This is a genomic window from Pseudoalteromonas aliena SW19 (assembly GCF_014905615.1).
In the GTDB taxonomy this organism is placed as follows: Bacteria; Pseudomonadota; Gammaproteobacteria; order Enterobacterales; family Alteromonadaceae; genus Pseudoalteromonas; species Pseudoalteromonas aliena.
Genome location: NZ_AQGU01000025.1, coordinates 1133069 through 1157397, shown reverse-complemented (window position 1 = coordinate 1157397; position 24329 = coordinate 1133069). Strand labels below are relative to the sequence as shown.

Annotated in this window: 23 protein-coding genes and 1 pseudogene; 15 read left to right on the top strand and 9 right to left on the bottom strand. The window is 40.2% G+C overall.

The genetic code is table 11. From position 1 onward, the window contains the following. Positions 1-9: 9 nt before the first annotated feature. Entirely contained in the window at positions 10-984 is a 975-nt protein-coding gene (locus tag PALI_RS10795) for a purple acid phosphatase family protein (protein WP_193155826.1), read from the bottom strand. Positions 985-1040: 56 nt separating this feature from the next. Then, positions 1041-3344 (bottom strand): TonB-dependent receptor plug domain-containing protein, encoded by a 2304-nt coding sequence (locus tag PALI_RS10790; RefSeq protein WP_193155825.1) that lies wholly within the window; start codon positions 3342-3344, stop codon positions 1041-1043. A gap of 299 nt (positions 3345-3643) precedes the next feature. Here PALI_RS10790 and PALI_RS10785 point away from each other — a divergent pair, with 299 nt between their 5' ends. Together PALI_RS10785 and PALI_RS10780 are read left to right on the top strand one after the other, a co-directional pair. Further along, the gene (locus PALI_RS10785) at positions 3644-4564 is read left to right on the top strand and encodes a GGDEF domain-containing protein (protein WP_193155824.1); all 921 of its coding nucleotides are present in this window, start codon (positions 3644-3646) and stop codon (positions 4562-4564) included. Then, positions 4548-5549 (top strand): AraC family transcriptional regulator, encoded by a 1002-nt coding sequence (locus PALI_RS10780; RefSeq protein WP_193155823.1) that lies wholly within the window; start codon positions 4548-4550, stop codon positions 5547-5549. Before PALI_RS10785 ends, PALI_RS10780 begins: the two co-directional genes overlap by 17 nt. Before the next feature lies 1 nt (position 5550). Here the strand turns inward: PALI_RS10780 and PALI_RS10775 are convergent, their stop codons facing one another. The 4 genes from PALI_RS10775 to ettA all read right to left on the bottom strand — a co-directional run bounded on the left by PALI_RS10775 (position 5551) and on the right by ettA (position 9276). Further along, positions 5551-6054, bottom strand: coding sequence for a TlpA family protein disulfide reductase (locus PALI_RS10775; protein WP_193155822.1), 504 nt, complete (start codon positions 6052-6054; stop codon positions 5551-5553). 62 nt (positions 6055-6116) lie between these two features. Continuing rightward, a complete protein-coding gene (locus tag PALI_RS10770) occupies positions 6117-7025 on the bottom strand; it encodes a histone deacetylase family protein (protein ID WP_138584255.1) in 909 nt (302 codons plus the stop codon). A 53-nt stretch (positions 7026-7078) separates the two neighbouring features. Next, the gene (locus PALI_RS10765) at positions 7079-7447 is read right to left on the bottom strand and encodes a PilZ domain-containing protein (protein WP_182702037.1); all 369 of its coding nucleotides are present in this window, start codon (positions 7445-7447) and stop codon (positions 7079-7081) included. A 155-nt stretch (positions 7448-7602) separates the two neighbouring features. Then, entirely contained in the window at positions 7603-9276 is a 1674-nt protein-coding gene (ettA, locus tag PALI_RS10760) for an energy-dependent translational throttle protein EttA (protein ID WP_077535696.1), read from the bottom strand. Between the two features lie 221 nt (positions 9277-9497). Here ettA and PALI_RS10755 point away from each other — a divergent pair, with 221 nt between their 5' ends. The 5 genes and pseudogenes from PALI_RS10755 to PALI_RS10735 form a co-directional block, all read left to right on the top strand. After that, on the top strand, positions 9498-10445 hold the full coding sequence (locus tag PALI_RS10755) for a homoserine O-succinyltransferase (RefSeq protein WP_138584253.1): 948 nt from the start codon (positions 9498-9500) through the stop codon (positions 10443-10445). Next, positions 10435-11508, top strand: coding sequence for a homocysteine S-methyltransferase family protein (locus PALI_RS10750; protein WP_138584252.1), 1074 nt, complete (start codon positions 10435-10437; stop codon positions 11506-11508). The genes PALI_RS10755 and PALI_RS10750 overlap by 11 nt, the downstream gene beginning before the upstream one ends. Before the next feature lie 9 nt (positions 11509-11517). After that, complete coding sequence (gene metH, locus PALI_RS10745) at positions 11518-14148, top strand: methionine synthase (RefSeq protein ID WP_193155821.1); 2631 nt, start codon at positions 11518-11520, stop codon at positions 14146-14148. A gap of 175 nt (positions 14149-14323) precedes the next feature. Continuing rightward, complete coding sequence (locus PALI_RS10740; RefSeq protein WP_077535692.1) at positions 14324-15673, top strand: Fic family protein; 1350 nt, start codon at positions 14324-14326, stop codon at positions 15671-15673. Positions 15674-15755: 82 nt separating this feature from the next. Continuing rightward, positions 15756-16046: pseudogene (locus PALI_RS10735) on the top strand (hypothetical protein); the annotation flags it as partial. Between the two features lie 347 nt (positions 16047-16393). Here PALI_RS10735 and flgN read toward each other — a convergent pair. The 3 genes from flgN to flgA form a co-directional block, all read right to left on the bottom strand. Then, positions 16394-16822: a flagellar export chaperone FlgN gene (gene flgN / locus PALI_RS10730; protein ID WP_226894541.1), complete on the bottom strand. Its 429-nt coding sequence runs from the start codon at positions 16820-16822 to the stop codon at positions 16394-16396. Continuing rightward, positions 16822-17109 (bottom strand): flagellar biosynthesis anti-sigma factor FlgM, encoded by a 288-nt coding sequence (flgM, locus tag PALI_RS10725; protein ID WP_138584244.1) that lies wholly within the window; start codon positions 17107-17109, stop codon positions 16822-16824. The genes flgN and flgM overlap by 1 nt, the downstream gene beginning before the upstream one ends. A gap of 95 nt (positions 17110-17204) precedes the next feature. After that, entirely contained in the window at positions 17205-17969 is a 765-nt protein-coding gene (flgA, locus tag PALI_RS10720) for a flagellar basal body P-ring formation chaperone FlgA (RefSeq protein WP_193155820.1), read from the bottom strand. Positions 17970-18075: 106 nt separating this feature from the next. Between flgA and flgB the strand changes: the two genes are divergently transcribed. From flgB to PALI_RS10680, 8 genes are read left to right on the top strand one after another with little or no spacing between them, the layout of a single operon-like run. Then, positions 18076-18450 (top strand): flagellar basal body rod protein FlgB, encoded by a 375-nt coding sequence (gene flgB, locus PALI_RS10715; RefSeq protein ID WP_077535689.1) that lies wholly within the window; start codon positions 18076-18078, stop codon positions 18448-18450. Then, positions 18450-18866: a flagellar basal body rod protein FlgC gene (flgC, locus tag PALI_RS10710; protein ID WP_077535688.1), complete on the top strand. Its 417-nt coding sequence runs from the start codon at positions 18450-18452 to the stop codon at positions 18864-18866. Before flgB ends, flgC begins: the two co-directional genes overlap by 1 nt. Before the next feature lie 4 nt (positions 18867-18870). After that, on the top strand, positions 18871-19524 hold the full coding sequence (locus tag PALI_RS10705) for a flagellar hook assembly protein FlgD (RefSeq protein WP_182702027.1): 654 nt from the start codon (positions 18871-18873) through the stop codon (positions 19522-19524). 26 nt (positions 19525-19550) lie between these two features. Then, complete coding sequence (locus PALI_RS10700) at positions 19551-20930, top strand: flagellar hook protein FlgE (protein ID WP_193155819.1); 1380 nt, start codon at positions 19551-19553, stop codon at positions 20928-20930. 11 nt (positions 20931-20941) lie between these two features. Beyond that, positions 20942-21673: a flagellar basal body rod protein FlgF gene (locus PALI_RS10695; RefSeq protein WP_077535685.1), complete on the top strand. Its 732-nt coding sequence runs from the start codon at positions 20942-20944 to the stop codon at positions 21671-21673. A 14-nt stretch (positions 21674-21687) separates the two neighbouring features. Further along, entirely contained in the window at positions 21688-22473 is a 786-nt protein-coding gene (gene flgG, locus PALI_RS10690; protein WP_077535684.1) for a flagellar basal-body rod protein FlgG, read from the top strand. Between the two features lie 2 nt (positions 22474-22475). After that, entirely contained in the window at positions 22476-23195 is a 720-nt protein-coding gene (locus tag PALI_RS10685; protein ID WP_138584240.1) for a flagellar basal body L-ring protein FlgH, read from the top strand. Positions 23196-23212: 17 nt separating this feature from the next. Then, positions 23213-24322, top strand: coding sequence for a flagellar basal body P-ring protein FlgI (locus PALI_RS10680; protein WP_077535682.1), 1110 nt, complete (start codon positions 23213-23215; stop codon positions 24320-24322). Positions 24323-24329 lie beyond the last annotated feature (7 nt).

Genomic DNA, 24329 nt, shown 5'->3' with positions numbered 1-24329 from the left:
TATTACCCTTTATTGGTCAAAGCGCTTTTGGGTGCTATAACGCACTTCGCCTTTATAATTTATAGCGGTTACTTTTAGTACTTTATCGTTTATTGAAAAGCTCAAAAATCCTGGTGTGGCTTCTGCAAAACGCGTAAATTTACGTTGTTTTACATTACGTATTTTGCCACCTGCGCCGGATATAAAATGCGCGAGTTTACTGTTTTTTGTCTGGTTATGTTGAAGATCATGCTCATGCCCAGCTATGTATGCTTGAACACCATTTTGCTCAAGTATAGGCTCAAGTAAATTACGCAATTTTTCATTTAGTCCATAACGTTTACCGCTGCTATAAAGCGGGTGGTGGCCTATAACTATTTTCCAGCGTGCTTTGCTGGTAGCCAATTGGTTATTCAGCCATGTTAATTGTGCTTGGCCGTCTTGCGCTTGTGTTGCTTTATATTTTTCGCGTGTTTTGTATTCTGGATTTAATGGATTAGTGTCTAAAAATACCATTAATACTTGCTCGCCATCTTTTAAAGTAAAGGTTTTGCTGTAATAGCGTGCAGGTAAATTCCAGCGCTGACTTTTATTGCTGTAATCAAGTTGTGCTTGTGCGTTACCTAAATAGTCGTGATTGCCCAGCACCACATACCAAGGCTCAAATGTGTGAGGGCCGTGATAAATATCTTCGTATGCACTTTGCCAAAGTGGGTCGTTAATACTTGCAATGCCATTGGGGTAAAAGTTATCACCGGTTGAAATAATAAAATCTCCATCCGTTTGATACATCGCTATTTCTAGCTGGTGGGCGACCTCTTTTTGATCAAAATGGCCATTATGACCCCAATCACCTATTACCGTAAAATTCAAACTTTTAGGTAGTGCGCTCAAATCAGCTATCTTTTGTTGCTCGTATACCGCGTTGGTATAGGTTACGTTTGCTAATGCACATTGAATGGGGCATAGGCTAAGTGCGATTAGCAATAATGTTTTTTTAATCATGGTTACTCTCCCATGTTAAGTGATGCTATTTGATGAGCACCACTTAACAAATTTACTTAAAACGCGTAACGCAGCATTATTTGATAAACAGGACCCGCTTCTTCAGATTCAATTTCGTACTCATCAAAGCGTCTACTAAACTGATCATCAACGGTATCAAACTTATTAAAGGTTTCGTCTTTACTTGCATCAAGTAGATTTGAGCCTACTAAGCGCAGCGTTATGTCTTCCCAGCGTTTTTCTATAAAAATTTCAAAATCGGCACTGTAAGACGTTGTTACTTCCTCACCTACAATGCGTCCATAAGCATCACCTTGCTTACGATAAGTTGCGCCAAAAGCCGCTCTAAGCTTCGGTAAATCTTGGATAAACCCAACGTTATACACGTAGTCTGATTGGTCATTAAATTTGCGTTCCCCAAAAAAGTCAGTGACTTCACTATCAAGCCACGAATAGTTTAAAAACACGCCAGTGTTAGGCATATTAAATGCGCCAAGTGGTGTCGATAAATCAAGTTCAATCCCTTTTACATTACCGTCCCCCGTATTGCGTGGTTGCAGTACAAACGTGCCTTCGCCTTCAGAGCCTTGTTGCTCTGTGTTTGCTATTTCTATTAGGTCGTTTACTTTGCGATAAAATAAATTAATACCCACAACGCCACTTTTTCCTAAACGATATTCGTAGCCTAAATCCATACCCCAAGCTGATTCGGGTTTTAATTCAGGGTTACCTAGTTGGTCGTTATCGCCAAGTTCTTTTTCGATAAGTGCGGGTGTCAAAAAATCAAATTCAGGGCGGCGTAAACTACGTGCAACTGATGCGCTAATACGGCCATTTTCAGTGACGTTATAACGAAAGTGTGCAGAAGGAAGAATAAAGTCATAATTGTTATCTTCGGTTACAGCAACAGTTTTGTCATTGATTTTTGAGTCGGTAGATTCCCAGCGTGCGCCCAGCTCCCAAGCAAACAAATCATCTTGGTGTTTAACAAGTGCAAACACGTCAAAGCGATCTTCTTCTAAGGTACTTACGCCTCCAGTAACAGCTTCATATTCACTGTCAAAGGTAGCGAGTGTTAGTGGGGTTGCCGCATATTGATCCCAGCGGGTAAGGCCTAACGCTCGCTCGTTTTGCGATTCAAAAATTTCACTGTCACGCTTTTTACTTTGTAAAAATGCACCAAATTGAATTTCTTTATTTTCGCCCCAAGGCTGGCTATGTTGCCATTGCAGTGTCCATTCTTTGTCGTCTATTGCGCTTTTAGTTTGCTCTTCTTCAAATACCATAGGCAGCTCTGAGGTATCTAGCTCTACTTCTTGCTCATAGACGGATTCTTCAAATTTGGCGAACCCAAACTTAAATTTACTGGTGCCGTTTAGAAGTGGGAACTCATAAGCGGTATTGATATTGTAATTAGTCTGATCGATATACTTAACATTGGCGTTATCGGTTTCTAAGTTTCCACCATTTACAATATCGCTATTGGTAGCAGTGGGGTCATTGTATTCAAATGAGCGCTCATCTTCAGTTCGCTCTGTATCAACCCACATTGCGCTAATATTAAACTGACTGTCGTCATTAAAAATAATTTCGTAACTGGCGTTAAGTGATGTGTCGTCGCCATCGCGCGTATCAGATTGATCTTCTCGGTTATCAAATTCTTCCGTTCTATAGTTTTTATTATTTTCTGGGCTATCGCCATAGCGCTGGCTGGTTTTTTGTTTTGGGTTATATCGTCCTTGTAAATTTGCACCAAGCAGTAATCGCCCTCCGGCTAATTCGGTACCGTATACGCCCGCTAAACTTTCTTTAAACTCACCATTGTCATAACGTAAGCCACCAACACGTAAGTAACCGCCGTCGAGGCTATAACCATCGCGCAATACAATATTTAATGTGCCCGCTATCGCATCGGCTGAACGATTCGCGCTTGATGAGCGAATTATTTCAACGCGTTCGATTAACTCAGCCGGAATTCGGTCAACAAAAAATGAACGGTCGGCACCCGCGCCAGGCACTTCCTCACCGTTTATAAGCACTTTAGTATAGGCAGGGCTTAAGCCTCGCATCCGCGCACCATCCGATTCAAGCACATCCGATAAGAATGTAACGCTAGGTACGCGTTTTAAAGCATCACCGGCTGTAAGCGGTTCAAAGCGTTGAAAGTACTCTTGTGAATACTCTAAAGTGGGTGCAAGTTCGTCTGAGCGATTTCTGTAACCAATTTCGCCATATACAACAATTTTTTCAGAAACCTCAATGTCTTTCTTTTTAGTTTCTTTTGCATCATCTTCTGCATACGCCGTTAAATTACATAATGCTAATGCGGCTACCAGTGCTTTTATTTTAAAGTGTTTCATTGTATTTGCTCTTGGTTATTACAGGGTTGTTTCTTGGTATGGCGAGCAAACTAAGGTTGTTTGATGACGTAAATGTGACAAGGTATGTATTAAACACGCGTATTTAGTGACGTTTGAGCAACACGCAGAGCTTATTGAGCTTCTCGCACTCCTGGTAAAGCAATGCGTTATGCACTGTGCAGCGCTGTTTTTAAAGTCCCTATCATTTTGTTGTCATATAGCTGAGCTAATATGACCCTGCTAACACAAACTGATATGAACTAACTTTAAAACTCATTTATAAACAAAAGATACAACACATGCGATTTAATCCCTTTACCAGTCACCGACTATTAACAAACGCCATCATTAGCCTATTTTTAAGTGCTGTGTTTTTAAGTGCTTATTTAGGTGAACTTAAAACATATGCTGATATTCAATGGCTCGATATTATGGGGGAGGGCGGCATTGTATTAATGACTCTTGTTTGGATCTCCGTGTTATTAATATCTAGGCCCCCCAGTAAAGTAACAACTTACTTGGTGATTGGTGTCGGGCTATTTATGTTTTCAGCCACGCTCGATTTACTTGATGAGTGGTTAATGCATCCTGCGCATCAATGGCTAAGTTGGATTGAATCACTGCCCGCGCCGCTAGGCATGCTATTAACGAGTGTAGGTTTGTATTACTGGCACCAAGAGCAATATGTATTAAATCGTCAGTTACGCCGTCGCGAAGTGCATTTACGTGAGCACGACAAAGTATGCTCAGTCACAGGCCTTTATAAAGCGCAGTATTTAGATTCAGTAATTAACGAGCAATTAATTAGCACGCAGCCGTTTTGGTTAGGAGCTATTGATATACGTGATTTCTCGCACTTTAATAATGAATTTGGTTTTAGTGAGGGTGACAGGTTACTGCGTGAAATAAGTGAGTTATTACTTATGAATTGCCGATTAAGTGATGTGGTGTGCCGTTATGCGGGAGATTGTTTTATGGTGCTAATGCCTGCGACCACAGAGCAACAAGCAAAAGAGTTGATGGCGCAAATTAAAGGAGCACTAAAGTACTGCGCATTTAAAGTTGAGGCGTCAAAAAAAGCAAGGTTTCAGCATGTAACGACAGCTTTAATACAAGGAAATGTACGCAATAACACGCGGACATTAACAAGCCAGTTGCACAGCCAATTACAGCAAAAAAAGTATCAACAAAAAGTAGCGCAACGTGCATACCTTTGTTAATCAAAATGATAAGTACTTAAGCGCACAAGGGCTTATCACAACAATTGTAGAACTGGCACAGAACCGAGGGATTGATTTACATAAACTGTTGCGGGGGACTGGTATTTTTGAGCAAGATTTACTTAATTTTCAGCATGCATTTAGTATCTCTCAGCAGGTGCGTTTATTAGCACAATTTAAGTCATTGATGAAAAGTACCGACAGTGGCTTTTTACTCGGTAGCCAGCTAATTAACGACACACGAGCTGAAGCACAAACCCTTATGTACAGCGCTAATTTAGCTCAAGTATTAAAGCAGTTATCGCTTTTAAGAATGCAGCTAGCGCCTTTGTTATTTAGTCAAACGTATATTAAAAACAATAATTTTTATATTTATATTCAGCCCGCGCACGGGCTCGACGAAGATTTATACCATTATGTTTTAGAGATATACAGCACCGCATTTTATAGTTTACTTAAACGAGTAAGCACAAGTTATCCCCATTGCCAGTTTGACTTTGCGTTTAAGCGCCCTCGCCATATTCAAGAATACGAACATAATTTGGGACTCAAGGTTAGTTTTGATAAGCCATGTACACGCTGGGTATTAAATAAAACTATGTTACGGGCCAGAAATCCGCATGCTAGTCAATTACGCTTTATGCAAGCTCAGTCGCAGTTACATAACAAAAATGTAGTTAGCATGACTTTTATTGAAGCGGTCTGTCGGTACTTATATGCCTATCCAAGTGTCAATTTAGAGTTTACTGCCAAACATTTTGCAATGAGCCCAGCAACATTTAAGCGCAAACTTAAACTCAATGGTGTACGCTTTTCAACGTTAATTGATGCTCAAAATAAGCATAAAGCGATTTATTTACTTACCTTATGTGCTAAACGAAATGAACAAGTCGCTGAGCAGTTGGCTTTTTATGATATACCTAACTTTCGGCGTGCATTTAAACGTTGGACAGGTTTAACTCCGAGCCAGTTAAAAACGCAGTAAGCTACTTTGTTTTTACATTAATAGAATGCAGTAAGGTGCGTGCATTTAAATGCAGGTTTGCATCTTCTGGGTTTGAAGTGTTAGTAAGCCAAACAACGCTGCCTTTTTTATCAATAAATAAGGTAGTCGGTGTACCTCGTATACTTAATTGCGCTGCAATTGCGTCCGCTTTTACTGCTGTTTTAAAAGTATACCCTCTGTTTGAAAGTGCTTTAGCGGGAGTGGCATCGTCATCTTCTTTAAAGCTCACGGCAATAACTTTTAAGCCCATGTCGTTTATTTTTTGAAGCGCGGGTTGCAGCTTTTTACAGTATGGGCACCAAGTCGCCCAAAAATGCAAAACATAAGGCTGGCCCACTAAGTCATGAGTATTAATGATAGAGCCATCTGCCATTTGTAAATTTAATGTAGGCAATTGAGGATACGCTTCATCTGTGTTTTGATCTTGCGCATATAGAGTAAAGCTTAATAAAAAGAGTGAGATAGCAGTAAGTAGTTGTGTCATAGTGTTTTCGTTTTTATTGTCTGTATTAAATAAGAACGAGAATTTAACATTTTTATTTCATATTAAAAGCGAGCGGCTTGCTCAACTATAATTGCGTGGCGTTTAGCAAGACGAAGGTGATCTCTATCATAACCGCCGCCAATCACAGTGGCTACTGGCGTGTTGTGCTCAAGGCAGCGTTTAAGCACTAAGTGATCGCGTTTGACTATTCCATCCCAACTGATATCTAATTTACCTAGCCCATCGTCTTGCCATATATCAACGCCTGCGTCGTAAAGCACTAAGCTTGGGTTTAGTTCTTTAAGTAAATAACTTAAGGTGTCGTCTACTATGGCGAGGTATTCGTCGTCTTTCATATTGTCGGCCAAGCCAATATCCAAATCACTAGGGGACTTTCTAAAGGGGAAGTTTTTTTCACAATGAATAGAACAAGTATAAGCATAGGGTTGATGCTGTAACATTGCAGCTGTGCCGTCGCCTTGGTGCACATCTAAATCAAAAATAAGCACATTAGTCACTTCGCCACTTTTTATTAACGTCTCGGCAGTAAAGGCTAAATCATTAACCATGCAAAAACCTGAACCAAAGTCATGATGTGCGTGATGTGTGCCACCAGCTAAGTGACACGCTATGCCGTGTTGAAGTGCTAAGCGAGCCGTTTGCAGCGTACCTTGCGGGGCTGTAAATGTACGATTCATTAACTCTTGGGACCAAGGTAAGCCAATGCGACGCATGGTTTTTTCATTTAAGCGGTTGTGCCATAGATCTTGAATGTAGTTATCGCAATGCACAAGTTCAAGTGGCCCTGGCTTGCCTAATATTGGCTCAACTAGATTATTGCCAATTAAGCCAAGCTCTGCAACATGCTCATATAAATGTGCAAACTTACTCATTGCAAAGCGGTGTTTTGGATCAAAACTAAACGAGTAATTGGGGTGATACACTAAAGGTAAATGTGGATTTAAGATCATGTTTGCACAAGTTAAAAAATTTGCTCTATGGTAATCAACTAATCTAAATGAGTCTATTGTTGTGTGTCGTGGATCAACATAGCGAGCTCGCGATGTAATAGTTCGTCATCGGCTAAATTTAACTCAATTAAGCGCTTTAAATGCGTAATACTGTCTATATCAATATAATGGCATTTTAGGCCTATGTGGTTTGCTTTTATATGAGAAACCATAACTTCCATTTTTATTTCTATTTCGCTTTGCGGGAGTGTAAAGCACAGTATTGCATTGGTATTAGTGCTGCTAGAAAAGGCGTCACATCTAGTAATTAACGCGCCGTGTAAAGAGATATCGAGTAATTTACATGGGTATTGATGATCATTAAAAATTACTTGTGCATCGGTTGAAAATAAAACACGAGAAAACTGACGACGATTTTGCATAACCTAACTTGGCCTTATTGTTTTTATAATAAATTAATCATAGCGGGTAATTCTCTACATGCTAGAAAATAAGTGTTTAGAATACTGGTGGCATAAAAAAGCCCCGCATAAATGCAGGGCTTAGTGTTACTGTAATAAATTAGCTACAGTGAATATTAGCCAATTTTTTTGTACTTAATACGTTTAGGTTGAGCTGCTGCTGCACCCAATGTCTTTTTAAGCCACTCTTCGTATTCAGTGTAGTTACCATCAAAGAAGTTAATTTGACCTTCATCGCGGTAATCTAAAATATGTGTAGCAATACGGTCAAGGAACCAACGGTCATGCGATATACACATTACACAACCTGGGAACTCTAAAATAGCGTTCTCCAGTGCACGTAGTGTTTCAACGTCCAAGTCATTGGTTGGCTCATCCAGTAATAACACATTGCCGCCCGCTTTTAATAACTTAGCAAGGTGTAAACGGTTACGCTCACCACCTGATAGGTCTTTAACAAACTTTTGCTGATCGTTACCTTTAAAGTTAAAGCGACTTACATACGCACGGCTTGGGAACTCAAAGTTACCAATTTTTAATACGTCTTGACCGTCTGATATTTCTTGGAAAACAGTTTTGCTTTCGTCCATCCCGTCGCGGAACTGATCAACAGTCGCAAGGTGTACAGTTTCACCAACGCTGATGCTACCGCTGTCTTGCTCTTGCTCACCGCTTATCATTTTAAATAACGTTGATTTACCCGCGCCATTCGCGCCAATAATGCCCACAATGGCACCTTTTGGCATGCTAAAGCTTAAATCGTCAATTAAAACGCGATCGCCAAAGCTCTTACGAAGATTAGTTACTTCAAGTACTTGGTCGCCTAAACGCGGGCCAGGTGGAATAAACATTTCGTTAGTTTCGTTACGCTTTTGGTAATCAGATTGCTGCATTTCAGTAAACTGAGCCATACGTGCTTTTGACTTAGCTTGGCGACCTTTAGGGTTTGAACGAACCCATTCAAGTTCTTGCGCAATTGATTTTTGACGCGCTTTTTCTGATTTTTGTTCTTGCTGCAGGCGCGCATCTTTTTGTTCAAGCCAAGAAGAGTAGTTACCTTCCCATGGAATACCTTCGCCACGGTCAAGCTCTAATATCCAACCAGCTACATTATCAAGGAAGTAACGGTCATGCGTTACTGCCACAACGGTGCCTTCGTAATCGTGTAAGAAACGCTCTAACCATGCAACCGACTCAGCATCCAAGTGGTTAGTTGGCTCATCGAGAATAAGCATGTCTGGTTTTTCAAGTAATAATCGACATATAGCAACACGACGACGCTCACCACCTGAAAGGTGCTCAATTTTAGCATCCCATTCTGGCAGACGAAGTGCATCAGCAGCACGTTCTAAAACGTTATCGATGTTATGACCATCGTGCGCTTGAATAACCGCTTCAAGCTCGCCTTGCTCTTTTGCAAGTGCGTCAAAGTCAGCACCTTCCATTGCGTATTCGTTATACACTTCATCAAGACGGCTAAGTGCATGTTTAACTTCGCCAACAGCTTCTTCAACAATTTCACGCACTGTTTTACTTTCGTCCAGTACAGGCTCTTGTGGCAAGTAACCAATTTTTGTACCAGGCTGAGGATGTGCTTCACCTTCAAAATCTTGGTCAACACCGGCCATAATGCGAAGTAAAGTAGATTTACCAGAACCGTTTAAACCAAGCACACCAATTTTTGCGCCAGGGAAAAAGTGCAACGAAATATCTTTTAAGATAGTGCGCTTAGGTGGCACAACCTTAGATACTCGACTCATCGAGAATATAAATTTATCAGGTAAAACCATGAAAGGAGCCTTCAAATAATAATAAAAATTTCAATGTTGTATTGTAGTGGCTCTCAGGTGAAACAGTCAACGAATGGCATAGTTTTAAAGCACTAAAGCATGCTTGTAAGCAAAGTATAAAATCATGAATAAATTTCATTTGGACATCTATACATCTAGAGGTTGATATTTTTTACTTTCAGTTCATAATTAGCATAGGTTTTTATGAACAGGAGTGAAGTATGCCAATTACAGTAAAAGACGAGTTGCCGGCTATTGCGCGTTTACGTCAAGAAGACGTATTTGTAATGCCAAAAAGTCGTGCAAAAACGCAAGAAATACGCCCAATGCGTTTGGCTATTTTAAACTTAATGCCTAATAAAGTAGAAACCGAAGTTCAGTTTATTCGCTTACTTGCCAACTCGCCTTTGCAAGTAAATGTAGAACTACTACGCCTTGACACTCACCGCAGTAGCAGTAATTCAGAAGAGCACCTTGATACCTTTTATCGTTATTTTTCTGAAGTGAAAGACAACAATTACGATGCATTAATAGTAACAGGCGCGCCACTTGCCCATTTAGAATACGACGATGTAGCGTATTGGGATGAGCTAAAGGTCATTATTGATTGGGCCGAGCAACACGTTACCTCTACGTTATTTTCGTGCTGGGCAGCACATGCCGCGTTATATCACCATTACAATTTAAAGCGCGATTTAAAAGACGACAAACTGTGTGGCGTATTTACTCACCAATGTTATTTTGAGCACGGTGCACTGACTCGCGGATTCGACGACACTTTTTTAGTACCGCACTCACGCTATGGCCACATTGATATAAATAAAATAAACGCCTGTGATGAGCTGGTGGTATTGGCTGGCTCTGAGCGAGTAGGGGCTTATTTACTTAAAAATAAATCGGGTAGCCAAGTGTTTATAACCGGTCACCCAGAGTACGACGCCGACTCGCTAAAAGCAGAATATGAGCGAGATTGTAAAAAAAGCCCCAATGCACCAAAACCCGAAAATTACTTTGTGGACGATGATGCAACCAAACAACCTTCAAAAACGTGGCAAAGCCATGCTTTTTTACTTTTTTCGAACTGGTTAAATTACTACGTGTACCAAACCACACCGTATGATATTAATTTAGTTAGCCAAGATGTGAGGACTAACAACTATGCCGAATAACGCGCCTACAAATAATAAGCAAGCCGAAATAAGTGCAGCATTAAAAGAACGCATTTTAATTTTAGATGGTGCTATGGGCACCATGATCCAAGATCATAAGCTAGAAGAAGAAGACTATCGCGCAGAGCGTTTTAAAGACTGGCATGTATTAATTAAAGGCAATAACGATTTATTAAGCCTAACCAAGCCCGACTTAATCACTGATATTCATCGTGGTTTTTTATCAGCGGGCGCCGATATTATCGAAACTAACACGTTTAACTCGACCACTATCTCGATGGAAGATTACGACATGGCAAGCCTAAGCCGTGAAATAAACCGAGAGTCGGCTAAATTAGCACGCGCAATTTGCGATGAATTTACAGCTAAAACGCCACAAAAACCACGCTATGTAGCCGGTGTTTTAGGACCAACCTCTAAAACGTGTTCAATTTCGCCAGACGTAAACGATCCGGGTTACCGAAATGTCACCTTTGATAAGTTGGTTACTGCGTATGTTGAGTCTACCCTTGCATTAATGGAAGGCGGCGCCGATTTAATACTAATCGAAACTATATTCGACACCCTTAATGCAAAAGCCGCCTCGTTTGGCGTAGAGGAAGCCTTTGAGCAAGCTGGGCGTACATTACCAGTTATGATCTCGGGCACTATTACCGACGCCTCAGGGCGTACGCTTTCTGGGCAAACAACCGAAGCATTTTATAATTCTATTCGCCATATTAAGCCTATTTCGATTGGTTTAAACTGCGCGCTTGGTCCTGATTTACTGCGCCAATATGTAGAAGAGTTGTCGCGCGTATGCGAAACCTTTACGTCGGTACACCCTAATGCGGGCTTGCCTAATGAGTTTGGTGAATACGACTTAGAAGCGGGCGATATGGCAACCGAAATTATCGATTGGGGTAAATCGGGCTTTATTAATATAGTAGGCGGATGCTGTGGCACCACGCCTGCGCATATTCGCGCGTTTGCAAAAGGGCTCGAAGGCGTTAAGCCTCGCCAATTGCCAGAGCTTGAAGTACGTATGCGTTTATCGGGCCTTGAAGCCTGTAACTTAAATTAAGGAGCCAACATGACACAGCAAATAGCAGTATTTACCAATGTTGGTGAGCGTACCAATGTAACTGGCTCGGCTATGTTTAAACGCCTAATCATGGAAGAAGATTTTGAAGCCGCGCTAACAGTGGCCCGCGAACAAGTAGAAAACGGCGCACAGGTTATTGATATAAACATGGACGAAGCCATGTTGGACTCAAAAGCCGCCATGGTTAAGTTTTTAAACTTAATAGCCTCAGAGCCCGATATTTCTCGTGTACCAATCATGGTCGACTCCTCAAAATGGGAAGTAATAGAAGCCGGTTTAAAGTGTATTCAAGGCAAGGCAATTGTTAACTCAATATCGCTTAAAGAGGGCGAAGAGCCATTTATTCGCCAAGCTAAAATAATAAAACGCTTTGGTGCAGCTGCCGTTGTAATGGCGTTTGATACCGACGGACAAGCAGACACGGCCGACCGTAAGTTCGCAATATGTGCGCGCAGTTATAAAATTCTAGTAGAAGACATTGGCTTTGCGCCTGAAGATATTATTTTCGACCCTAATATATTTGCCGTAGCCACCGGTATAGAAGAGCACGATAACTACGCCGTAGAATTTATTGAAGGCACACGCCGCATTAAGCAAAACTTACCGCACTGTAAAGTGTCGGGCGGTGTATCAAACGTATCGTTTTCGTTTAGGGGTAACAATCCAGTACGTGAAGCCATTCACTCGGTGTTTTTATATCATGCTATTCAAGCTGGTATGGACATGGGGATTGTAAATGCGGGGCAACTAGCCGTTTACGATGATATACCAGAAGAGCTACGTAAAGCCGTTACCGACGTAATACTTAACACCGACTCAGGCGCAGGCGAGCGTTTAGTAGAGCTTGCACCAAAATACTCGGGGATGGCGCAAGCCGAGCGAGTAGAAGATTTAGAGTGGCGCACATGGCCTGTTGCAAAACGCCTTGAGCACGCGCTTGTTAAAGGTATTACTACCTTTATAGATGAAGATACCGAAGAATGCCGCGCCGCAGCAGCTAAACCTATTCACGTAATTGAAGGGCCGTTAATGGACGGCATGAACGTAGTAGGGGATTTATTTGGCGCAGGTAAAATGTTTTTACCACAAGTGGTTAAATCGGCGCGCGTAATGAAGCGAGCCGTGGCCTACCTAGACCCATACATTGAGCTTGAAAAAGAAGAGGGTTCAACCAATGGTAAAATAGTCATGGCGACCGTAAAAGGCGACGTACACGACATAGGTAAAAACATTGTAGGCGTGGTATTGCAATGTAATAACTACGAAGTTATCGATTTAGGCGTAATGGTACCTGCCGATAAAATACTACAAACCGCTATCGACGAAAAAGCCGATATTATTGGGTTATCGGGCCTAATTACGCCATCGCTTGACGAAATGGTACACGTAGCAAAAGAAATGAAACGCCGTGGTTTTGAACTGCCGTTACTCATTGGTGGTGCTACTACTTCTAAAGCGCACACCGCAGTAAAAATTGAGCCGCAATATGATAAAGGCGTAGTGTATGTAAGTAATGCCAGCCGTGCGGTAGGTGTAGTATCTAATTTATTATCGAAAGACATTAAGCCTGATTTTTTAGCTAAAACCCAAGCTGAATATGTAAAAGTGCGCGAGCAACAAGCGCGCAAAAAGCCACGCTCTAAGCCTGTTACAATTGGGCGTGCCCGCGATAACGCAGCGGTGCTTGATTGGGATAACTACACGCCACCTGTGCCTAAAAAGCTCGGCGTGATCGAGTTTAAAAACGTATCAATCGCCACTTTGCGTAAATACATAGATTGGACGCCATACTTTATGACATGGTCAATTGCCGGTAAATACCCGCGCATAATGGACGACGAAGTAGTAGGCGAGCAAGCGCAAAGCTTATTTAAAGACGCTAACGATATGTTAGACGACCTTGAAAAAGCAGGCAGTTTGCAACCACTTGGTGTAATTGGTTTATTTCCTGCTAACCGCGTTGGGGATGATATAGAAATATACACCGACGAAACACGCAAAGAAGTATTAACTACTTCGTGCCATTTACGCCAGCAAACCGAAAAAACCGACTTTGCTAATTATTGCCTAGCCGACTACATAGCACCCAAAGGCACACCAGACTATTTTGGCGCGTTTGCAGTAACGGGCGGCCTAGAAGAAGACGACCTCGCCAATGCGTTCGACGCACAGCAAGACGACTACAACAAAATAATGGTTAAAGCGGTTGCCGACAGGCTCGCCGAGGCGTTTGCAGAATACCTACACGAAAAAGTTCGTAAAGAGTATTGGGGTTTTGCACCAGACGAAAACCTAGCAAACGATGAGCTAATACGCGAAAACTACCAAGGTATTCGCCCTGCGCCAGGTTACCCAGCGTGCCCAGAACACACTGAGAAAAAGAAAATTTGGCAGTTGCTCGACACCGAAAAACGCATTGGTATGCAACTAACTAGTTCGTACGCCATGTGGCCAGGTGCTGCTGTTTCGGGTTGGTACTTCTCACACCCACAAGCAAAATATTACGCAGTAGCAGCAGTACAAAAAGATCAGGTGGAAGACTACGCTAAACGAACTAATATGACGCTTGCAGAGGCTGAAAGATGGCTATCGCCTAATTTGGGGTATGATCCGGAGTAAATAGAGCTGCAGTCAGTTTTTAGCTGTCAGCTATCAGTTAAAGCAAAAACGAGCCAAATGAGGCTCGTTTTTGGTATAAAGTTATTTATCTAAACTTAAATTTATTTTTTTACGTTGACGAGTTTTTAATTATAAGTAAACTCATTATATAAAAATTAAGTTTAGGTGTTTTACTATGGCAAGAATTAGAGTTCCCAAACCATTAAACGAGTTACTACCTATTACACCTCCTGGTGAGTTTGTTCCACTTTTAGGGAGGTTTGGTCCTACAAATTCAGAAGGGAAATATCTCCACTGGGATAAATTTATATGGCGTATACCTAAAGATATATCAGAACAAGCTGCTTGGGTAGCTACGAAGCTGGCAAGGCAAACTATATCAAAAAAAATATCATTAGTTGCAGAAAAAAATAAACAATTCACTTACTGTATTCCAGACTCCCTTCATGCATTACTTCATCAGATCGATAAATTATCTGGTGGTGGGCATGCGATTGGTGATGGTTCATTTATTACTACAAAAGAAAAAGATAGGTATCTGGTTAAGAGCTTAATGATGGAAGAAGCAATAACATCTTCTCAACTAGAAGGCGCATCTACAACGAGGAAAATAGCGAAAGAAATGCTTGAAACAAAAAGGCAACCTATCGATAAATCTGAACAAATGATTTTCAATAATTACCTTTTGATGAAAAAAGCACTAGAGAGAAAAGATGAAGCTCTTTCTATAGAGCTAATACTAGAGCTTCATGCAATTGCTACATATAAAGCTATTGATAATGATGCTATTTCAGGAGCTTTAAGAGAGGACAATGATATAGCAGTTTCAAACCTCTACAATGAATTAGCGCATACACCTCCATGTTTCTCTTCTTTAAAGGAAAGGTTATTATCTTTATGTGATTTTGCAAATGAAAAGCATGATGGGGCTAATAGCGACACGTTTATACATCCATTAGTTAAAGCGATTATTTTACATTTCATGATCGGTTACATTCATCCTTTTGGGGATGGGAATGGAAGAACCGCCAGAGCTATTTTTTATTGGTATATGCTTAGTTCTGGTTATTGGTTATTTGAATATGTGTCAATTAGTAAGCTAATCCAAGAAAAGAGAAGTGATTATGATGCAGCATTTGTTTATACAGAAACAGACGAATTCGACTTAACTTACTTTATTTACCATCAGGTTGATGTTGTCATGAAAGCGGTTAATTCATTAAATACTCACATAGAATCTAAAAAAAGTGAATTTTATCAATTCATGGAATGGATCGAAAAAAGCCCTCTATCAAAGAACTTCAAGCGAGGTCAATTAGAGTTGCTCAAAGAAGCCGTAAAGCATCCAGGTAAAATATTTACTACTAAACAGGTTTCCATAGAATTTGATATTAATGAGAACACAGCAAGAACATATTTAAATGGATTAGTTGATGCAGACCTTTTAATTGCTACGAAAAGTAAAAAAAGCAAAGCTATTAGATATTTATCTCCTGCAGGGTTAAGAGAAAAACTAAAAATATAATTAGTTTCGCTATATTAAAACCTTTAAATGAAGGACTATAATTAAGAACAGGTTCAACTTTTAAGGGCATAACCACATAGTATTGTGGTTATGCCTACTTTTTACATCTAACACATTTGCGCTTGATCAAAAGTATCACGAGAGCGTTTTGCCTGTTATTACTGCTTTTAAAACGCATGATAAAACTGCGATTGCAGCACTTATTCGCTACCCACTAAAAAGGCGATACCCCATACCTGACATTAAAAATGAGGCTGAGTTTATTAACCGCTTTGATGAGGTGTTTAATGATGAGTTAGTAGTAGTTATTGGCAGCTCTAATATTAATACTGATTGGGAAAAAGTGGGTTCGCGCGGAATTATGCTAAATAGCGTTGGTGTATGAGGAAGCCAAAAGGGTCACCCATTAGAAAGTTCCGGTCAAGCAGGCAGCTGTGTTTTCTTGATCTTTTTATTCAAAAACTAAGTGTTCTTATTATTTAGACTCAATTTAAATATGACTACAATACCACTGATGAAAAGGTTCTTTTTAAATTTGAGAATAAGAAAACTGAAGGCTATAAATTTGAAGCTTTAAGTATTTGTCGTTGGTCTGATGATTTTTGAAGTAGTGGAAAAAAATGCTTACTTTGACCTTTCAGAAATTGAAATGGGTGATAAGTAGTTATACAAAATTAGTTATAGCCTCTGCAAAGTATGCATTTACAAAGGTGATTCGCTTTATAATTGCATTTCTGGATAGGCTTGTTTGTTTTCGCCACCCGTTAAGCGCTGCATCAATCGACGTTGGCTTGAGAGTAATTGCCCAGAACGTTCGTTCATCATTTTGCATGTTTTCGTTTTTATTTCTAGTTCTTGCAATAATTTGGTGGTGATTGCATTCACATCACTAGGGAGTTTACTTCTTAATTGAGTTAGTCCTTCCTTACCGCTAGGTAAGCCTAAACTCACTAAAAATGCATCACGCTTAGTATGCGAATCATTGAGGCTATCTAAAAGCTTCAGCATTTTAATATTATGTTCTTCAAGCTGTATGTCGCGCTGGCTTAATAATACGTACTGAGACTCAAGAAATACAATTAATGCATCGAGCTTTTTAATGTCGTTTTTTAGGCTAACTATATATTCTTTTAACGTGCTTATGGTCATTATTTATGTAGCTCAACAAGGGCATTAACGGTTGCATCAATATCTATTTGAAATTCACCATTAGCGATTGCGGCTTTAACTTTAGCAACCATTTCCATATCTACATCAGGCTGAGATGATAGGCTTTCAAATGTAGAGTCTATAGATTTACTAAGCGCACTGACTTCACTGGTGTTTTTTTCAGGAGCGTGATTAGGTTTTTGCTCTTGTGTGCTTGGCGTTGCAGAGCGAGAAGTTAACTTCTGGCTCTGTTCAACGTGTAAAGCGGGTGCATTTGTTATATTCATACTGGGTTACTCATCATATTTAAAATTGTTCATACCTGCATAAATATAGGTAGCGACCAATAATACTTTTAACTTAACTTTTTTATTAATAATTTTTAAAAAATAGCTTCTACAACTCTCTTGTCAATTACTTTGCCTTGAACAACTTTGTTTGAAGATAGATTTTTAACATTGATGATTTCGCCAAACTGCCCATCTTGTAGTGCAACAGCTTTTACATTAGCTGAAAAACTAGCGGTATTTACTTGTAATAAAATAAACTCGTCTTTATTCACTAAATACATGTTTTCTAAATGGCGGCGCGAAATAATATCATCTTTTTTTATTTCTCGCTTTACCGTCATGCCAACTAATGGTTTTATTTTTGCTTCTGTTGAATGTAAGTGTTTACTTACATCTGCGCTTTTGTAGTGTAAAAGATCAGCGGTAAGTAACTCGCCCCTGCTTAGGTTTCTTTTAGCTGCAACAAGATCAATCCATAAATTTACTTTAGCACTTGCTCTAAACTTCCATTTTGGTGATTCACATTGGACTGTAAGGCTAATTCGCCCCGCAGGCGGGTCTTCTTTTTTTGAACGGCTAATTAGCACGTTTTCACAATTTAAATCAGTACTCCCTTTTGGAATGAAGAGTTTAATTTTTTGTTGTTGTTTATTTGAGCCGGTTGATGCGAGATAAGAATCAATTTCTTTTTGTAGGTAGGTATGTATCTGCTTATCGAAATTAATGTTACTTGCCACACTTTGCTGCGTACTAAAAAAAACAAGTATAAAAAACATACGGAAAAAAACATACTTCCCTTGAGGAAGTTTAGCTTCCGCTTTGTATTGGCGGATGAGATTGTTTTTTATATAAGTCATTGATTCCTAATTTTTTATAAAGTTGGCATAAAGGTTGTAATAGAAGTTGCAACAGGTAGAAGTATGCGAATGTGTGAGCATACAAGAATCAAAAAGTAGAGGCAACATGGAACTATTTGATAAGGCGTTAGGCGTTCATCCATTTTCAATGCAGCTAAGGCTAGATCGTGCCGAAATAATAGCAAGTAATTTGGCAAATGTAGACACACCGGGATTTAAGTCTCGAGATGTTGATTATCGTCAAATTATGAATGACGTTTCATCAAGTATTTCACAAAATCGAAATGTTGACTTTATGGGTGCTCAGGCAGAACAACTAAAATACCGTGTACCTTATCAACCATCAAGTGACGGGAATACGGTTGAGCTTAATATTGAACAAGCAAAGTTTGCAAATAACAGCATGGACTTTCAAACCAGCATGACTTTTTTAAATATGAAAATAAATGGTTTGTATAAAGTTATTAAAGGAGATGTGTAATGTCTTTTAACTCAATTTACGATGCAAGCGGCAGCGCAATGCGTGCTCAGGTTATTCGTCTTGATACGATTGCTTCTAACTTAGCAAATGCCGATACGGCAGCAGGCTCAGAAGCCGACGCATATAAAGCGCTTAAACCCGTATTTTCGGCTCTATATAAACAAACACAAGATGGTCAATCTATTTCAGCGTCAGTTGATATTTTGGGTATTACCGAATCTAACCGAACGGTTGAACAGCGTTATGAGCCAAATAACCCTATTGCGAACGGTGATGGTTATGTTTTTTATTCTAATGTGAACGTGCTTGAAGAAATGGCCGATATGATGTCAGCAAGTCGTAGCTACCAAACGTCTGTTGAGGTAATGGGGCGCGTTAATAGTATGCAGCAAAGTATTCTAAAATTAGGACAATAATAAAATGCAAGTGAATACAACCAATCAAAATGCGCAAGATGCTGTTAATAGCAAAACTAACATTTCAGGTAATAGTTCATCTGCAGAAATGTCGACGATGTTTTTAGAACTTCTTGTTGCTCAAATTAGTAATCAAAATCCATTAGAACCAATGGATGGTACGGCTTATGTAAGCCAGCTCGCTGAGTTTTCAAATGTTGAATCACTACAAGGTATTAGACAAAATACCAGCACAGGGCTCGATTATATGAGCAGTTTAACTGTGCTTGAAGCAACGGGCATGGTTGGTCAGTCTGTTGATGTTAAAGCAAACAGTGTGGCGTTAGAGCAAGACGGTACTGTTGCAGGGTTAGTCAATTTAGATACACCAGCAGATTCGGTTACTGTTCAGTTATACAACCAAAATGGTGAGCTAATAGAAGAGAAAAACCTGCCATATTCTGGCGTGGGTGCACTTCGTTTTGCGTTTGATAACCAAGACGCAGGTGGATACGCTGTTAGGGCTTATGCAACAACATCAGGCATTCCAAAGCAGCTTGATACATGGCTAAGTGGGAATGTTGAGCGAGTATCGGTTGGTAAAACACCAGAAGATATTTTATTACAAGTTGATGGTTTGGGTAATTTTGGTCTCACTGAAATTAACCAACTGGCATAAGTAAAACTAAAAAAGGAATAAACAATATGTCTATGTTCAATATAGGTCTTAGTGGCCTTAAAAGTACACAAACCGGCTTAGAAGTAACAAGTAATAACATCGCAAACTCTGGCACTGCAGGATATAAAAATAATACGGCCGAGTTTGCTGCTGTTTACAACGGTGGTCAGCGTGGTGGTGTTAAAGTTGCTAATATTAAAGAAGATTTTGTAACGGGCGGTGAAATTGTTCGTACTGGTAATGCACTTGATATTGCAATTGATGGGCAAGGCTTTTTTGCAATATCAGAAAATGGTCGCACGGCTTATACCCAAGCAGGTCAATTTACGCTAGATAATAATCTGAATATCGTCAATGCGAATGGCTCCACATTGCAAGGGTTTGGCGTATCTGAAGCCGCAGGTGGAGAGACGACAATTGTATCGGGTGTTTTAACCGATTTAAAAATTGAAGCGTCTAATATTCCAGCTCAAGCAAGTACCTCTATTGATTTTAACGGTAATTTAAGTTCAGCAAGTGATATAATTTCATACCCTGTTGCACCGGCTCTTTTCGATCCTAAAGATGGTAGCCAGTATAACTTTTCTCAATCAACCGAAGTGTTTGACTCATTAGGCAATAGCCACGTGATGACCCAGTATTTTAATCACACGGGTAGTAATGAATGGCAAGCCATGTTCTTCCTTGACGGAAAGCCATTAACTGAAACTCAACTAACAGGCGCTGGGCTTACATCAGGTATGTCTAGTACACCAGCAGTACCAGGAGCTAATGTTGGTAATCAAAGTGTTGATGATGGAACAGGGACTGCTGTTTCAGCTGGTGTTTTAAAGATGACGTTTGATACAAACGGTCAAATGATCCCTTATTCGACAACACCGGATGTAAGAGCTGTCAACTTATCTGTTGGTGTTGCGGGCGCTACTGCAACAACAAATGCTGAAATAAGTACTGGTGCTGCTGCTTTAGCCATAAACCTAAAATTTGATGGTACAACTCAATTTGGCTCTAGCTTTAGTGTTAATGAAAATGACGCAGATGGTTATACATCGGGTGCATTTTCTGGTGTTACAGTGGGCGATGACGGTAAAGTATTTGCAACGTTTACTAACGGCGAATCTAAATTACAAGGGCAAGTTGTTTTAGCCTCATTTGCAAACGTAGATGGGTTAGAGCAAGGCAGTAATACTGTGTGGTATCAAACTGAAGAGTCGGGCAGTGCACTTTACGGTGAGCCAGATAGCGGCTCTTTAGGTAAATTACTTTCGGGTTCATTTATGGGATCGAATGTTGATATTAGTGAGCAATTAGTTGGCTTAATGTCGTTTCAGCAAAATTATCAGGCAAATGCTAAAACAATCAGCAGCGCTGATGAAATGATGCAAATTTTGTTTAGTAACACTTAAGGAAGCTGATTGTGGAAAAATTAATTTATACCGCAGTTTCTGGTGCTGAACTAAATAATACAGCCTTACGTGTTGCCGCTAATAACTTGGCTAACGTCAGTACAGCTGGGTTTAAAGCTGATATGGAACAGGCTCAATCTATGATGGTTCAAGGTGGCGGATTTAGAACCCGCTACCTTGCTCAATTGACTCCTGTTACCACTGATTTATCGGCAGGTCCTGTGATGGATACGGGTCGTAATTTAGATATTGCTTTAAGTGAAGGTGGTTACCTTGAAGTCATGGATGATAATGGGAACCCAGCCTATACCCGAGCTGGTAACTTACTTGTTGATGCCGACGGTTTTGTAACTGTCAATGGTCGTCGTTTGCAAGGTGATGGGGGCGATGTACAGCTACCTGAGTTTGGCGAAATTGAGATTGGCTCTGACGGTATAATTAACCTTACGCCAATTGGCGGTGGGGTTATTGCAGAAGATGCCCGAATTAAGCTCGCCAGTACTGATGGAAACTTAGTTAAAGGCCCTGATGGGTTACTAAGAAGTCCTGATTTACAACAACTTGAAGCCGACGAGACAATTAAAGTAAGAACCGGCGCGCTCGAAGGCTCTAACGTAAATGCGGTAGCCGAAATGATAAAAACAATGAATATTAGCCGCCAATTCGAAATGAATGTAAAAATGATGAAGTCGGCAGACGAGCTTGCAACCAGCGGCAATAAACTTATTAGCGAACGTGGATAAAGAGGGAGTTAATCATGAATTCAGCATTATGGGTAAGTAAAACAGGTCTTGCAGCTCAAGATCTTAGAATGACCACTATTTCTAATAATTTAGCTAACGTAAGCACCGCAGGTTTTAAAAAAGACAGAGCCGTATTTGAAGATTTATTTTACCAAGTACAAAAACAACCAGGCGCTCAAGCTGATGATTTAAATCAGCTGCCTTCAGGTATCCAAGTTGGTACTGGTGTTCGAATTAACGGCACTCAAAAAGAATTTACTGAAGGAAGCTTTGAAACAACAAGTAATCAACTTGATGTTGCGATTGCAGGACAAGGTTTTTTTCAAATTGAAAGTCCAGATGGAGAGCTTTTGTTCTCTCGTAATGGCCAGTTTCAGCTTAATTCAGAATCATTACTAGTTAACAGCAATGGTTTACCTTTGGCGCAAAATATAGCGCTTCCAGAGGGAACAACAAAAGTGTCTATTGGCACGGATGGGTCAATTACAGCTATTGTTGGTAAAGAAGCGCAGCCAGTTGAGTTAGGTCAACTATTAACGGTTAATTTTGCCAATCCTGCGGGTCTGCAAAGCTTAGGTGGTAACTTATACCGTGAAACCGCAGCGTCAGGTGAGCCAGTAGAAGGAATACCTGGTGAAGAGGCGTTTGGTGCTTTACAACAGTTTACTATTGAAGGCTCTAACGTGAGTGTTGTTGATGAAATGGTCAGTATGATTGCTGTACAACGTGCTTATGAAATGAATGCTAAAGTCGTTTCAGCTGCGGATGAAATGTTACGCTTTATAAATCAAAACGTATAATTATGAATAAGTTAGCTTTTTTAATCGTGTTTTTGTTGTTGGCAGGGTGCAGTAATGCCCCCTACAACAGAGAGTTTATTCAATGCGAAGTTGTTTATGGCGAAGTTAAATGCCCTCAAAACAAAAAAAAGAAAACACGTAAAGATTACGAGATCAGCCAAGAGTCTTATCAAGAAGGTTTAAACCATCAAGATGGCAGCTTATTTCAAGATAATTACATGTTTTCGCTTTATTCCGATAAACGCGCGTACAGAGTTGGTGATATTTTAACGGTTGTTTTAAACGAGCGAACTCAATCAAGTAAAAGTTCTGACTCGAGTTTAGACAAAAAAACTGATTTTGATGTCGGTGTTCCTCTTGCCGGTAATTTAAATGTCACCGATTTAAATTTAGGTGTTGGTTCAAGTACTAAATTTGATGGTGAAAGCAGTGCAAGTCAGCAAAACTTTCTTAGCGGTTCTATAACGGTTCGGGTTGAGCATGTTTTATCAAATAACTCATTAGTAATAAAAGGGCGTAAACAAATAAAACTAAATCAAGGCGATGAATATATCGAGATTGAAGGTTTAGTTCGCCCTGCTGATATTGATGTAAGCAATAGAGTGTCTTCTTTGCGAATAGCAGAGGCACAGATCAGTTATACAGGCAGAGGCACATTGGCTGATGCGAATAGACCAGGTTGGTTTACTACACTGTTTACTCGATTCTTAAATCCATTCTAGTGACGACTGAGGTTTTAATGAGATATTTATTACTGCTATTAATTAGCCTTTCAGGCTTTGTACCACAGGTAAGTTATGCAGCTAAAGCTAGACCATTATTAGATATGGTGGATGTATTAGGCGTTCGCGAAAATCAATTAGTTGGTTATGGTTTAGTGGTAGGTTTACCGGGCTCTGGTGATAAAGCACAAGTTAAATTTGCGGGTCAGTCATTGAGCAATATGCTAAAGCAATTTGGTGTTTCGGTTGATGAAAAAAGTTTACCAAAATCAAAAAATATTGCCGCCGTTGCAGTGCATGCAACACTTCCTCCTATGGGAAGTCCAGGCCAATTAATTGATGTAACAGTTAACTCTTTAGGCGACGCTAAAAGCTTACACGGTGGCAGCTTAATGTTAACGCCGCTAAAAGGTGTTGATGGCAAAATTTATGCACTGGCACAAGGTAACCTTGTTGTGGGGGGGATTAATGCCAGCGGTAAAAATGGCTCATCGGTGACAGTCAATGTTCCTACCTCAGGGCTTATTCCAAATGGCGCTATTATTGAACGCAGCGTAGTGGATATGTTTAAAACTCAACCCGATGTTGTATTAAACTTAAAAGCGCCAAATTATCAAACTGCCCGCAATGTAGTAAAAGCAATAAATAAAGTATTTGGCCCTGACGTAGCAACAGCCGAAAACTGGGGGCGGTTAGTGGTAAGTGCGCCAAGTGATGCAAACAGCCGTAATACCTTTATGTCGATGTTACAAGATATTGTGGTTGAGGAAGGTACTGAGAGACCAAAAATTGTATTTAATAGCCGCACAGGCACTGTTGTAATGAACGATACAGTGAGAGTGCATAAAGCTGCGGTTAATCACGGTAATTTAACGATTACCATAAGTGAGCAAGAAGGTGTGTCGCAACCAGGTCCATTTTCAAATGGACAAACTACGCCTACCCAAGCCAGTGATATTAGCGTTGAGCAACAGCAAAAAAATATGCTTTTATGGCCTGAAGGCACATCTTTGGACGAAATTGTTAAAGCGGTTAATGCACTTGGAGCTACGCCCGCAGAGCTAATGTCTATATTAATTGCTTTAGATAATGCCGGTGCACTTGAAGCTGAACTTTTAGTTATTTAATGGAATA

Excerpts from the sequence above, each read along its gene's own strand:
- flgC (WP_077535688.1), top strand. The coding sequence starts at position 18,450 with ATGTCTTTTAACTCAATTTACGATGCAAGCGGCAGCGCAATGCGTGCT.
- PALI_RS10700 (WP_193155819.1), top strand. The coding sequence starts at position 19,551 with ATGTCTATGTTCAATATAGGTCTTAGTGGCCTTAAAAGTACACAAACC.
- ettA (WP_077535696.1), bottom strand. The coding sequence starts at position 9,276 with ATGGTTTTACCTGATAAATTTATATTCTCGATGAGTCGAGTATCTAAG.
- PALI_RS10790 (WP_193155825.1), bottom strand. The coding sequence starts at position 3,344 with ATGAAACACTTTAAAATAAAAGCACTGGTAGCCGCATTAGCATTATGT.
- PALI_RS10785 (WP_193155824.1), top strand. The coding sequence starts at position 3,644 with ATGCGATTTAATCCCTTTACCAGTCACCGACTATTAACAAACGCCATC.
- metH (WP_193155821.1), top strand. The coding sequence starts at position 11,518 with ATGACACAGCAAATAGCAGTATTTACCAATGTTGGTGAGCGTACCAAT.
- flgG (WP_077535684.1), top strand. The coding sequence starts at position 21,688 with ATGAATTCAGCATTATGGGTAAGTAAAACAGGTCTTGCAGCTCAAGAT.
- flgA (WP_193155820.1), bottom strand. The coding sequence starts at position 17,969 with ATGACTTATATAAAAAACAATCTCATCCGCCAATACAAAGCGGAAGCT.
- PALI_RS10705 (WP_182702027.1), top strand. The coding sequence starts at position 18,871 with ATGCAAGTGAATACAACCAATCAAAATGCGCAAGATGCTGTTAATAGC.
- PALI_RS10765 (WP_182702037.1), bottom strand. The coding sequence starts at position 7,447 with ATGCAAAATCGTCGTCAGTTTTCTCGTGTTTTATTTTCAACCGATGCA.
- flgM (WP_138584244.1), bottom strand. The coding sequence starts at position 17,109 with ATGAATATAACAAATGCACCCGCTTTACACGTTGAACAGAGCCAGAAG.
- flgB (WP_077535689.1), top strand. The coding sequence starts at position 18,076 with ATGGAACTATTTGATAAGGCGTTAGGCGTTCATCCATTTTCAATGCAG.
- PALI_RS10755 (WP_138584253.1), top strand. The coding sequence starts at position 9,498 with ATGCCAATTACAGTAAAAGACGAGTTGCCGGCTATTGCGCGTTTACGT.
- PALI_RS10685 (WP_138584240.1), top strand. The coding sequence starts at position 22,476 with ATGAATAAGTTAGCTTTTTTAATCGTGTTTTTGTTGTTGGCAGGGTGC.
- PALI_RS10740 (WP_077535692.1), top strand. The coding sequence starts at position 14,324 with ATGGCAAGAATTAGAGTTCCCAAACCATTAAACGAGTTACTACCTATT.
- PALI_RS10770 (WP_138584255.1), bottom strand. The coding sequence starts at position 7,025 with ATGATCTTAAATCCACATTTACCTTTAGTGTATCACCCCAATTACTCG.
- flgN (WP_226894541.1), bottom strand. The coding sequence starts at position 16,822 with ATGACCATAAGCACGTTAAAAGAATATATAGTTAGCCTAAAAAACGAC.
- PALI_RS10775 (WP_193155822.1), bottom strand. The coding sequence starts at position 6,054 with ATGACACAACTACTTACTGCTATCTCACTCTTTTTATTAAGCTTTACT.
- PALI_RS10750 (WP_138584252.1), top strand. The coding sequence starts at position 10,435 with ATGCCGAATAACGCGCCTACAAATAATAAGCAAGCCGAAATAAGTGCA.
- PALI_RS10680 (WP_077535682.1), top strand. The coding sequence starts at position 23,213 with ATGAGATATTTATTACTGCTATTAATTAGCCTTTCAGGCTTTGTACCA.
- PALI_RS10795 (WP_193155826.1), bottom strand. The coding sequence starts at position 984 with ATGATTAAAAAAACATTATTGCTAATCGCACTTAGCCTATGCCCCATT.